Annotated in this window: 11 protein-coding genes; 10 read left to right on the top strand and 1 reads right to left on the bottom strand. The window is 73.9% G+C overall.

Going from position 1 to position 11326, the window contains the following annotated elements; translation table 11 throughout:
* Positions 1–16 precede the first annotated feature (16 nt).
* From ACGBYP_RS00065 to ACGBYP_RS00080, 4 genes are all read left to right on the top strand, one after another.
* Positions 17–1051, top strand: a complete 1035-nt coding sequence (locus ACGBYP_RS00065) for a zinc-dependent alcohol dehydrogenase family protein (RefSeq protein WP_411581220.1) — start codon at positions 17–19, stop codon at positions 1049–1051.
* Positions 1048–2100, top strand: coding sequence for a zinc-dependent alcohol dehydrogenase (locus tag ACGBYP_RS00070; RefSeq protein WP_411581221.1), 1053 nt, complete (start codon positions 1048–1050; stop codon positions 2098–2100). Before ACGBYP_RS00065 ends, ACGBYP_RS00070 begins: the two co-directional genes overlap by 4 nt.
* Before the next feature lie 128 nt (positions 2101–2228).
* Complete coding sequence (locus tag ACGBYP_RS00075; protein ID WP_411581222.1) at positions 2229–2807, top strand: hypothetical protein; 579 nt, start codon at positions 2229–2231, stop codon at positions 2805–2807.
* 42 nt (positions 2808–2849) lie between these two features.
* On the top strand, positions 2850–4100 hold the full coding sequence (locus tag ACGBYP_RS00080; protein ID WP_411581223.1) for a geranylgeranyl reductase family protein: 1251 nt from the start codon (positions 2850–2852) through the stop codon (positions 4098–4100).
* A gap of 23 nt (positions 4101–4123) precedes the next feature.
* On the opposite strand, the gene trhA is transcribed toward ACGBYP_RS00080, so the two are convergent.
* A complete protein-coding gene (gene trhA, locus ACGBYP_RS00085) occupies positions 4124–4951 on the bottom strand; it encodes a PAQR family membrane homeostasis protein TrhA (RefSeq protein ID WP_411581224.1) in 828 nt (275 codons plus the stop codon).
* Between the two features lie 114 nt (positions 4952–5065).
* Between trhA and ACGBYP_RS00090 the strand changes: the two genes are divergently transcribed.
* The 6 genes from ACGBYP_RS00090 (at position 5066) to ACGBYP_RS00115 (ending at position 11187) form a co-directional block, all read left to right on the top strand.
* Complete coding sequence (locus ACGBYP_RS00090) at positions 5066–5845, top strand: isoprenyl transferase (RefSeq protein WP_411581225.1); 780 nt, start codon at positions 5066–5068, stop codon at positions 5843–5845.
* A 23-nt stretch (positions 5846–5868) separates the two neighbouring features.
* Positions 5869–7086 (top strand): DUF885 domain-containing protein, encoded by a 1218-nt coding sequence (locus ACGBYP_RS00095; protein ID WP_411581226.1) that lies wholly within the window; start codon positions 5869–5871, stop codon positions 7084–7086.
* Between the two features lie 6 nt (positions 7087–7092).
* Positions 7093–7269, top strand: coding sequence for a hypothetical protein (locus ACGBYP_RS00100; protein WP_411581227.1), 177 nt, complete (start codon positions 7093–7095; stop codon positions 7267–7269).
* Between the two features lie 43 nt (positions 7270–7312).
* Positions 7313–8305, top strand: a complete 993-nt coding sequence (locus ACGBYP_RS00105) for an ATP-binding cassette domain-containing protein (protein ID WP_411581228.1) — start codon at positions 7313–7315, stop codon at positions 8303–8305.
* Complete coding sequence (locus ACGBYP_RS00110; protein WP_411581229.1) at positions 8302–9102, top strand: ABC transporter permease; 801 nt, start codon at positions 8302–8304, stop codon at positions 9100–9102. Before ACGBYP_RS00105 ends, ACGBYP_RS00110 begins: the two co-directional genes overlap by 4 nt.
* A 789-nt stretch (positions 9103–9891) precedes the next feature.
* Entirely contained in the window at positions 9892–11187 is a 1296-nt protein-coding gene (locus ACGBYP_RS00115) for a PhoH family protein (protein ID WP_411581230.1), read from the top strand.
* The last annotated feature ends 139 nt before the right edge of the window (positions 11188–11326 follow it).

Consider the following 11326-nt stretch of genomic DNA (forward strand, 5'->3'; position numbering starts at 1 on the left):
TTCGAGGAGGAACTCCATGAAGGCGGTCGTCTACGACGCCCCCGGCCAGTTCACCGTGGCCGACGTCCCCGACCCGGTCGCCGGGCCCGGGCAGGTGGTGCTGAAGGTGCTGGTCGCCGGGGTGTGCGGCACCGACGTGCACCTGCACCACGGCGAGTTCGGCCCCACCTACCCGCTCACCCCCGGGCACGAGATCGCCGGTGAGGTGGTCGCCGTCGGCCCGGGCGTCGTCACGCCCCGGGTCGGGCAGCAGGTGACCCTGGACAACACGGCCTCCTGCGGGCGCTGCGCCGAGTGCCGCCGCGCCCGGCCGGCGTTCTGCGAGAACATCGTGGCCCAGGGGGTCAACGCCCCGGGCGGCTTCGCCGAGTACGTGCTCACCGACGCCGACCGGTGCTTCGCCACCGACGACCTGGACCCCGAGGTCGCCGTCTTCGCCGAGCCGCTGGCCTGCGTCGTGCACGGGCTCGACGTGCTGGCGCTCAGCCCGGGCGCCGACGTCCTGGTCGTGGGCGCCGGGCCGACCGGCCTGCTGCTCACCCAGATGCTGGCGCGCACCGGCGCGGGGTCGGTCACCGTCGCCGCGCCGTCTCAGGCCAAGCTGGCGATCGCGGCCGAGCGCGGCGCCGACGCCACCCTGGTGGTCGGCCGGCAGGACCCGACCGCGCTGACCCGCCAGGCCGGTGAGCTGCGGCCCGGCGGCTACGACGTGGTCATCGACGCGACCGGTGCGCTGGGTGTGCTCGAGCAGACCCTGGAGCTGACCCGCACCGGCGGGACCGTGTTCGTCTACGGGATGACCGGCGAGCAGACCCGCTGGCCGGTGCGGTCCTACGACGTCTTCCGGCGCGAGCTCACCATCAAGGGCTCCTTCGCCCAGCAGTTCTCCTTCGACCGGTCGATCGCCGCGCTGCGCTCCGGCGCGGTCGACACCAGCGGGCTGATCAGTCACACGTTCGCGCTCGAGGACTTCGCCGGGGCACTAGCCGCGACGTCGTCCTCCGAGTGCATCAAGGCGGCCGTCGTGCCGCACCAGGAGGCAACCGCATGACCACCATGCGCCGGGTCGTCGCGACCGTCGAGGGGGTGCAGGTCCAGCAGGCCGAGGTGCCGTCCCCGGCCCCGGGTGAGGTGCAGGTGCGCACCACCGCGGTGGGCGTCTGCGGTTCCGACACCCACGCGGCGCACGGCACCCACCCGTTCGTGCCGCTGCCCTACCTGCCCGGGCACGAGGTCATCGGCGTGGTCGAGTCCGTCGGCGAGGGCGTCGACCCGGCATGGACCGGCCGGCGGGTCACCGTCGAGCCGGACCTGCCCTGCTTCGCCTGCGCCACCTGCCTGCGCGGGGACGTCAACCTCTGCGAGAACCTGCAGTTCTTCGGCTGCGGGTGGTCCCAGGGCGGCATGGCCGACTTCTTCACCATCCCCGCCAACCGGCTGCACCACCTCCCCGACGGCCTGGACGACGTGGCGGCCATGCTCATCGAGCCGCTGGCCACCCCGGTGCACGCCGTCCGGCTGGTCGGGCCGTTGCGGGGCCGCCGGGTCGCGGTCATCGGCGCCGGTCCCATCGGGCTGCTGGCGCTGGCCGCGGCCCGGGCCTCCGGTGCCGACGGGGTGGTCGTCACCGACGTGCTGGCGGACAAGCGCGAGCGTGCACTCCGGCTCGGGGCGGCGCACACGGTCGACGCCACGGCTCCCGACGCCGTCGCCCAGGTGCGTGCCGCCCTGGGCGGCAGCGCCGACGTCGTCATCGACTGCGTGGGCATGGAGGTCACCATGCGCCAGGCCATCGCGATGGTCGACCGCGGCGGCACGGTGGCCCTGGTGGGCGTCCCGGCCGGTGACCTCACGCTGCCGATGGCGATCGTGCAGGACCGCCGGATCCGCATCCAGGGCGTGGCGACGTACCTGCCCCAGGACGTCGCCCGGGCGATCGAGCTGCTCGAGGCCGGTGCCGTGGACACCCGCGCGATGGTGACCGCGGTGGTGCCGATGGACGACGCGGCGAGGGCCTTCGCGCTGGCGACGTCCGGCGACCACGTCAAGGTGCTGGTCAGCGACGACGCCGCACTGGCCGGGACCGTCGGCCGCGCGTGACCTCGCGGGCTCCCGGACGACCGGTCCGGGAGCCCGCCCGCGTGTCCGCTCTGGGCGCAGCGACGACCGCCCCACGGATTGATTACTTGATTACATTCGGGTTGTCCGCTCATCGCGAGGAGGAACCCGTGCACGCACACCACCGTTTCCCACCCGAGGGCTTCGCCGGCCGTGGCCGGGCCCGTGGCCGTTCCGCCGACGCCCCGCCGCCGGTCGAGCGCGCCGAGGTCGCCGGCTGGTTCGCCGGCCGGCTGCCCGACGGGTGGTTCACCGGACCGGTCGAGCTGAGCCTCGACCGGGATGAGATCACCGTCGTCGGCGCCGTCCCCGAGCCCGACGCCGGCGACGGCGACCCGACCGCGGCCCGCGCCGGCCGGATCGCCCGCTTCCGGGAGCAGACCCGCGGCCAGCGCATGGAGATCGCCGACGCGGCGCAGGCCCGCTACGGCCGGTCGGTCGCCTGGGGCGCCACCTGCGGCGACGTCCGTGAGGTGTTCACGACGCTGTCGGTGCCGGTGATGACCCGGCTGCGCCAGCCCGAGCGGCTGGTCCTCGACACCCTGGTCGACGCCGGGGTCGCCCGGTCCCGCTCCGAGGCGCTGGTCTGGGCGGTCCGGCTGGTCGGGCAGCACAGCGACGCGTGGCTGACCGAGCTGCGCGAGGCGATGGCCCACGTCGAGGAGGTCCGCGCCCGGGGTCCCCGCTGACGGTCGTGAGGCCCCGCAGGCCGGCAGGGGACACTGGGTCCCGTGCCTGAGACCACGGAGCCGACCGACACCGACGTGCTCGTGGTCGGCGCCGGTCCGGCCGGCTCCGCGGCCGCGGCCTGGGCCGCCCGGGACGGCGCCGACGTCGTCCTGGCCGACGCCGCGGTGTTCCCGCGCGACAAGACCTGCGGCGACGGGCTGACCCCGCGCGCGATCGCCGAGCTGGACCTGCTGGGCCTGGGCGACTGGGTCCGCGGGCACGGCCGCAACCGGGGCCTGCGGGCGGCCGGGTTCGGGCAGGAGCTGCTGCTGCCCTGGCCCGGCGGGGCGCTGCCCGACCACGGCGGCGCGGTGCCGCGCACCGAGCTCGACGCCGGCATCCGCCAGGTCGCCCTCGACTCCGGCGCCGCGCCGCTGGAGGGCGCCCGCGCCGTGGACGTCGAGCGCGACGGCGACCGGGTGTCCGCGGTGGTGTTCCGCCGTCCCGACTCCTCGACCACGACCGTCCGCTGCCGCCGGCTGGTCGTGGCCGACGGCGTCCGCTCCCCGCTGGGGCGCGTGCTCGGCCGGGAGTGGCACCAGGACACCGCCTACGGCGTGGCCGCCCGCGGCTACGTCGCCTCCGGCCGCAGCGACGACGAGTGGATCTCCTCCCACCTGGAGCTGCGCGGGGCGGAGGGGGAGCTGCTGTCCGGCTACGGCTGGGTCTTCCCCCTGGGCGCCGCGGCCGGCGAGGTGAACGTCGGCGTCGGCACGCTGGCCACCGAGAAGCGCCCGGCCGAGGTGCGGCTGCGCAGCCTGCTGGAGCTCTACACCGACCAGCGGCGCGAGGAGTGGCAGATCGAGGGCGCGGTGCGGGCCCCGGCCAGCGCGCTGCTGCCCATGGGCGGGGCCGTGTCCGGGGTCGCCGGGCGCAACTGGGCGCTGGTCGGCGACGCCGCCGGCTGTGTCAACCCGCTCAACGGCGAGGGCATCGACTACGGCCTGGAGACCGGCCGCTCGGTGGTCGGGCTGTTCGGCGAGGACGACTGGTCACGGGCCTGGCCGGCCACGCTGCGCCGCCACTACGGCGAGGCCTTCTCCATCGCCCGCCGGCTGGCCGGGCTGCTCACCGTCCCGCGGCTGCTGCCGGCGGCCGGCCCGGTGGGGATGCGGTCGAAGGTGCTGATGACCGTGGCGCTGCGGGTGATGGGCAACCTGGTCACCGAGTCCGACCGGGACGTCGTGGCCCGCGCCTGGCGGCTGGCCGGCCGCGCGTCCCTGCGCCTGGACCACCGCCCGCCCTTCACCTGACGGAGACCCCCGCGCGGAGGCCGTCAGAGCAGGGGCGAGTTGTAGATCGTGAAGTAGACGGCGATGTAGTGGCAGGTGGCGGCCACGATGGTCATCGCGTGGAAGACCTCGTGGTAGCCAAAGGTGCCCGGCCACGGGTTGGGGCGCTTCATCGCGTAGGCGACCGCGCCGATGCTGTAGAGCACCCCACCGGCGGCCAGCAGCACCATGGCGGTGACGCCGACCTGCGTGACGATGTCGACGAGCACGAACACCGCGGCCCAGCCCAGCCCCAGGTAGATGGGCACCCCGAGCCAGCGCGGCGCGTGCGGCCAGACCACCTTGAGCGCGATGCCCAGGGCGGCGCCGGTCCAGACCCCGCCCAGCAGCCACCAGCCGGTCGGCTCGGGCACGGCCAGGAAGGCGAACGGCGTGTACGTGCCGGCGATGAACAGGAAGATCATCGAGTGGTCGGCGCGCTTCATGAGCTTCCAGCCGCGCGGTGACCAGCGCCGCCGGTGGTACGTCGCGCTGACGCCGAACAGGCCGAGGATCGTCAGGCAGTAGACGGTCACCGGCCAGCCGGCCCGGGCGCCCTGCACGAAGGCGAGCGGGATGAGCACCGCCGCGGCGACGATCGAGCCGAAGAACGCGAACAGGTGCAGCCACCCGCGCATCCGCGGCCGGGTGTCGGGGTGGTCGTAGTCGGCGTCGCCGTAGTCGGAGAGGAGATGGCCGCCCTGGTGGGTGACCCCCTCGACGCGCTCGCCCTCCTCACGGACGGCGGCCACCGCCTGGTCCAGCGGGGCCTCCAGCTCGGCGCCGTCGGCACTGACCCGGACGTTATCCTCGTGGTCTGAGGAGACGGTCATGCCCCGAGGTTAGGGAGCGCGGGGGCCGCCGTCACCCCCGGTGCGCTGTGAACTCTCCCGGTGCCCGGCGGGCCGCCGCCAGCCCCGCGGACGGCGGGCACCTACTGTGGCGGCGTGGGGTTGCGCGCGAAGGTCCGGGACGCCCTCACGGTCGCCTACGAGCACCGGCTGGCCCGCGGTCTGGTGGGCGCCGACACGCCGCGGCACGTGGGCGTGATCATCGACGGCAACCGCCGCTGGGCCAAGGCCATCGGTCTCGAGGACGTCAGCGAGGGCCACCGCCGCGGCGCGGACAAGATCGCCGACCTGCTCACCTGGTGCGACGAGGCCGGCGTCGAGGTGGTCACCCTCTTCCTGCTCTCCACCGACAACCTGACCCGCCCCGAGCCCGAGCTCACGCCGCTGCTGCGGATCATCGAGGGCGTCGCGCAGGACCTCGCCGGGCCGGGGCGGCGCTGGCACCTGCGGGCCGTCGGCGCGCTGGAGCTGCTGCCCGACGAGACCGTCGCCGTCCTGACCCAGGCCGAGCGGGACACCCGTGACCGGCCGGGTGCCACGGTCAACCTCGCGGTCGGCTACGGCGGACGGCGCGAGATCGCCGACGCCGTCCGCTCGTTGCTGGCCGAGCACGTCGAGCGCGGGACGACGCTGCCGGAGCTGATCGAGGTGCTCGACGTCGAGCACATCGCCGAGCACCTCTACACCCGCGGCCAGCCCGACCCGGACCTGGTGATCCGCACCAGCGGCGAGCAGCGGCTGTCGGGCTTCCTGACCTGGCAGACGGCGCACTCGGAGTTCTACTTCACCGACGTCTACTGGCCCGAGTTCCGCCGGGTCGACTTCCTGCGCGCCCTGCGGGCCTACGCCGCCCGGCACCGCCGCTTCGGCAGCTGACCCGCGGCTGGGAGACTGCGGGCATGGCAGCCGGTGCGGTCGACGTCCCCCTGGAGTACGTGCGGCTGGGGCTGCGCTTCGACCGGCTGGAGCCGGGGTTCGTCGACGCCTACACCGGTGACCCGCGGGTGCGGGCCCAGGTGGCCGACGAGCCGGCGCCGACCGCGCCGCAGCTGCGCGACCAGGCCCGGGGGCTGCTGGCCGAGCTCGACTCGGCGGCCCTGCCGGCCGGCCGCACGGCCTTCCTGCGTGGCCAGCTGACCGGCCTGGAGTGCTCGGCCCGCAAGCTGGGCGGCGAGCCGGTCGGGTTCATCGACGAGGTCGAGGCCTACTTCCAGGTGCAGGTCTCCCTGGGCGACCCGGCCGAGTACGCCGCCGCGCACGCCGAGCTCGACCAGCTGCTGCCCGGCAGCGGCACCCTGTCGGAGCGCTACGCGGTGCACCGCCGGCGCGAGGAGTGCCCGCCGGCGGAGCTGGAGACGGCGGTGCACGCGCTGTCCTCGGCGCTGCGCGACCGGGTCCGCAGCTCCTACGGGCTGCCCGAGGCCGAGACGGTCACCTACGAGGTGGTCACCGACAAGCCGTGGTCGGGCTTCAACTACTACGAGGGCGACTTCCACTCGCGGGTGGCGATCAACGCCGACCTGCCGCACCGGCTCAGCCAGCTGCCGCACCTGGTGGCGCACGAGGCCTACCCGGGGCACCACACCGAGCACTGCCGCAAGGAGATGGGCCTCGTCGAGCGCGAGCACCACCTCGAGCACACCGTCTTCCTGGTCAACACCCCCGAGTGCCTGATGGCCGAGGGGCTGGCCGACCTGGGCGTCGAGGCCGCGGTCGGCGAGGGCTGGGGGCCGTGGGCCGCCGAGGTGCTCGGTGACCTGGGCCTGCGCTTCGACGGCCACCTGGCCGAGCGGATCGCGGCCGCCGCGGCCCCGCTGAACCGGGTCCGCCAGGACGCCGCGATCCTGCTGCACGACCGGCGCGCCGACCCCGACGTGGTCACCGCGCACCTGCAGCGCTGGGGCCTGGTCAGCCACGACCGGGCGGTGCAGCAGCTGCGGTTCCTCACCGACCCGCTGTGGCGGGCCTACATCTCCACCTACGTCGAGGGCTACGACCTGCTCGCCGCCTGGCTCGCCGCCCGCCCGGCCGGGCAGCCGGTCGGCGACCGTTTCCTGCGCCTGCTCGACGAGCCGCTGACCCCGGCCGTGGTCGGCGCCGAGCTCGCGGCCGGCTGACCTCCGATGACGCGCGGGACGGCGGGGGAGCGGCGCACGCTCGGGCTCTGGACGGCGGGCTGGCTGCTGCTGTTCCTGGTCGCCGGGCTGCTGTGGGTCGGCGACCTGTCGCTGGAGTGGCCGGTGCTGCTGGTGCCGGTGGCCTGGGCGCTGGTGGCCCTGCGTCCGCGCCAGGAGCGCTGAACCCGGTCGACTCCTGTCGGTGGTGCGGAGCACACTGCCCGGCGTGATCCACGCCCGCGGCCTGGCCCGCACCTTCCGCAAGAAGAAGCAGGAGGTGCACGCCGTCGCCGGGGTGGACCTCGACGTCGAGGCCGGCGAGATCGTCGGCTTCCTCGGCCCCAACGGGGCCGGCAAGACCACCACCCTGCGCATGCTCACCACCCTGCTGGCGCCCACCTCGGGCACGGCCACCGTCGCCGGCTGCGACCTGGTCGCCGACCCGGTCGGGGTGCGCCGCCGGATCGGCTACGTCTCGCAGAGCGGCTCGACCGCCCCCGAGGCGCGGGCGGGGGAGGAGGTCGTCGACCACGCCCGGCTCTACGGCATCAGCACCGCCGAGGCCACCGAGCGGGGCAAGCAGCTGTTCCGCGACCTGGACCTCGACGGCCTGTGGGAGCGCCAGCCCAAGACCATGTCCGGCGGCCAGCGCCGCCGGCTCGACATCGCGCTGGGCCTGGTGCACGTTCCCGGCCTGGTCTTCCTCGACGAGCCCACCACCGGCCTCGACCCGCAGGCCCGGGCCAACCTGTGGCAGCACATCCGCGGCCTGCGCGAGGAGCGCGGGACGACGGTCTTCCTCACCACCCACTACCTCGACGAGGCCGACGCGCTGTGCGACCGCATCCTGGTCATCGACGCCGGCTCCATCGTCGCCAGCGGGACGCCCGACGAGCTGAAGTCCGACGTCGGCGGTGACGTGCTGACCGTGACCGTCGAGCGCCCCGAGCAGGCGGCCCGGGTCGCCGCGCTGATGGCCGCCCTGCCGGGTGCGGAGGCCCCGCAGGTCACCGACACCCGGGTGGTCGGCCGGGCTCCGCACGGCGGCGCCGCGCTGGTCGCGCTGGTGCGCGAGCTGGACGCCGCCGGGGTGGCGGTGGCCGGCATCGAGAGCCGGCGGCCCAGCCTGGACGACGTCTTCCTCGGCCTCACCGGCCGGTCCCTGCGGGAGGAGTCCGCTCCCGCCCGCCCCGCCGAGCAGCTGGAGACCGCACGATGACCACCACCACGAGCGCGCCGAGCACGAGCGCTCTGGCGACCAGCAACCTGGCCCGGGACACCTACACGGTCTTCGCCCGGGCCATGCGGATGTCGCTGCGCAACCCGGCCTGGCTGGTCATCAGTCTGATGCAGCCGATCCTGTACATCCTGCTGTTCGGCCCGCTGCTGGAGCCGCTGTCCGGCCAGCTGGGCGCGGCCAACGCCTACCAGGTGTTCGTGCCCGGGATCCTGGTGCAGCTGGGCATCTTCGGTGCACTGTTCGTCGGGTTCGGGCTGATCGCCGAGTACCGCGCCGGGGTGATCGAGAGCCAGCGGGTGACCCCGGCCAGCCGCACCGCGCTGCTGCTCGGGCGGGTGCTGCGCGACGTCGTCGTCCTGCTGGTGCAGGGCACGCTGCTGGTGCTGGTGGCGATCCCGCTCGGCCTGCGGGCACCGGTGGTCGGCGTCGTGCTCACGCTGGTGGTGATCGCGCTGCTGGGCGCGGCGTTCGCCTCGGTGTCCTACGCGCTGGCGCTGACACTGAAGAGCGAGGACGCGTTCGCCCCGCTGCTCAACGCCGTCGTCCTGCCGGTGCTCCTGCTGTCGGGGATCCTGCTGCCGATGACGCTGGCCCCGGGCTGGCTGCAGGCGGTCAGCGACGTCAACCCGCTCAAGCACGTGGTCGAGGGCACCCGGTCGTTCTTCGACGGCGACTACGGCAGCGGCACCGCGTGGTGGGGGGCCGGGCTGACCGTGGCGATGGGCGTGGCCGGGTGGTGGTTCGGGGTCCGACGATTCCGGCAGGAGTCGAGCTGACGAACGGATCCCCTCACGTCACACCTTCGCGTGTCAGGGGGGTGCTCCTGTCGGTGGGAAGGCCTAGCGTCCTCATCAGATCGGGGCGGGCCAACGGCTGACTGCGCACAGCAGACGGGCCACCTGTTGGTAGCAGGTGGCCCGTCCCTTTCTCCGGTCCACGCGATGAACTCGGAGGTTGTGATGCGATGTTGAGACTAGACAACGAGGACGACAAGACCGGTACCGAACGTACGCAATTCGCCCGATCTAGCTGGATGCCCCTTGTGGCGTTCACTCTCGTGGTTGCGGTTGCGATCGTCGCTCTTGTGGTGACGAAGTCGCCTCAAGCCGTCGGGTTGGCCGTAAGTCCGCTACTGCTACCGCTTGCTTGGCTGTTAGGCCGTTCGCTCGGGGGCGGCCCGCCTAACAGCTCCGCGGCCTAAGCAAGCTGCCGCCCTCCCCGCGTCAGTGCGGGGAGGGCGGTCGCGTCAGCGGACCTTGCAGTCTCGTAGTTACGGCGTCTGGTCGGGGCGGCTGAGCTCGCCTCCGTATTTCGAGCATGCGAACAGTCGGTGGCCTGGGCACCACACGTCTCACTCATGCGTGTTGGGCGGGTGCTTTTGACCGCACTGAGGCCTAGCGTCCGGGGTGGACGACGAGCTGACCTCGTCGTCCACGGGAGGCCCGGTTGGTGCGACGGAGTTCGTCTACCAGAGGGGCCGCGTCCCGGCCCCTGCGCCGGGACCCGGCCGCCTTCGAGCCGGGGCGCGCTCTGTCCTCAGGCAGCGCCCCAACGGGAGTCGACTCGTGACCACTCGCCGCACGTTCGTCCTCGACACCTCCGTCCTGCTCTCCGACCCGGGCGCGCTGCTGCGGTTCGAGGGGCACGACGTGGTGCTCCCCCTGGTGGTCATCAGCGAACTGGAGGCCAAGCGCGACCACCCCGAACTCGGGTGGTTCGCCCGGCAGACGCTGCGCGCGCTCGACGACCTGCGGGTCCAGCACGGCCGGCTCGATGCCCCGGTCCCGGTCGGTGACGCCGGCAGCACGCTGCACGTCGAGCTCAACCACAGCGACTCCTCGGTGCTGCCCGCCGGGTTCCGCAACGACAGCAACGACAGCCGGATCATGGTCGTCGCGCTGAACCTCCGCGGCGAGGGCAAGGACGTCTGCCTGGTCACCAAGGACGTCCCGCTGCGGGTCAAGGCCGCGGCGCTGGGCCTGGAGACCGACGAGTACCGCGCGCTCGGCGCCGTCGACGCCGGCTGGACCGGGATGACCGAACTGGGGCTGGAGGAGGAGGAGATCCAGGCCCTCTACGAGCACGGGACGGCGCACGTGCCGGCCGCCGCCGAGCTGCCCACCCACACCGGGCTGGTGCTGCTGAGCGGCCGTGGCTCGGCGCTGGGGCGGGTGGCGCCGGACAAGTCGGTGCGCCTGGTGCGCGGTGACCGGGACGCCTTCGGCCTGCACGGGCGGTCGGCCGAGCAGCGGATCGCCCTCGACCTGCTGCTCGACCCCGAGATCGGCATCGTGTCGATGGGCGGGCGCGCCGGCACGGGCAAGTCCGCGCTCGCGCTGTGCGCCGGCCTGGAGTCGGTGATGGAGCGGCGGGCGCACAAGAAGGTCGTGATCTTCCGGCCGCTGTACGCCGTCGGCGGGCAGGAGCTGGGGTACCTGCCCGGCAGCGAGAACGAGAAGATGGCGCCCTGGGCGCAGGCGGTCTTCGACACCCTCGGCGCGCTGGTCTCCGCCGACGTCGTCGAGGAGATCATCGCCCGCGGGCTCATCGAGGTGCTGCCGCTGACCCACATCCGCGGGCGGTCGCTGCACGACTCGTTCGTGATCGTCGACGAGGCGCAGTCGCTGGAGCGCGGCGTGCTGCTGACCGTGCTGTCGCGGCTGGGCACCAACAGCCGCGTCGTCCTCACCCACGACGTGGCCCAGCGCGACAACCTGCGTGTCGGCCGGCACGACGGCGTCACCGCGGTGATCGAGGCGCTCAAGGGCCACCCGCTGTTCGCCCACGTGACCCTCACCCGCTCCGAGCGATCGCCGATCGCCGCCCTGGTCACCGAGATGCTCGAGGACCTGCCCCTCTGACCCACCGTGCGCGCTGAGGCGGGGTCCTGCCGGCCGGGGTCCCGCCTCAGCGCGCATCGAACAGCGCCCGCCGGGCCGCGTGGGCCACGTGTACGTCGTCCCGGCACCCGAGCGGGTCGGTGGTCATCCGGGCGTGGCC

Source organism: Modestobacter sp. SSW1-42, from assembly GCF_046635825.1.
In the GTDB taxonomy this organism is placed as follows: Bacteria; Actinomycetota; Actinomycetes; order Mycobacteriales; family Geodermatophilaceae; genus Modestobacter.

Coding starts and splice junctions, on each gene's coding strand:
- ACGBYP_RS00095 (WP_411581226.1), top strand. CDS start 5,869: ATGGCAGCCGGTGCGGTCGACGTCCCCCTGGAGTACGTGCGGCTGGGG.
- ACGBYP_RS00070 (WP_411581221.1), top strand. CDS start 1,048: ATGACCACCATGCGCCGGGTCGTCGCGACCGTCGAGGGGGTGCAGGTC.
- ACGBYP_RS00100 (WP_411581227.1), top strand. CDS start 7,093: ATGACGCGCGGGACGGCGGGGGAGCGGCGCACGCTCGGGCTCTGGACG.
- ACGBYP_RS00065 (WP_411581220.1), top strand. CDS start 17: ATGAAGGCGGTCGTCTACGACGCCCCCGGCCAGTTCACCGTGGCCGAC.
- trhA (WP_411581224.1), bottom strand. CDS start 4,951: ATGACCGTCTCCTCAGACCACGAGGATAACGTCCGGGTCAGTGCCGAC.
- ACGBYP_RS00110 (WP_411581229.1), top strand. CDS start 8,302: ATGACCACCACCACGAGCGCGCCGAGCACGAGCGCTCTGGCGACCAGC.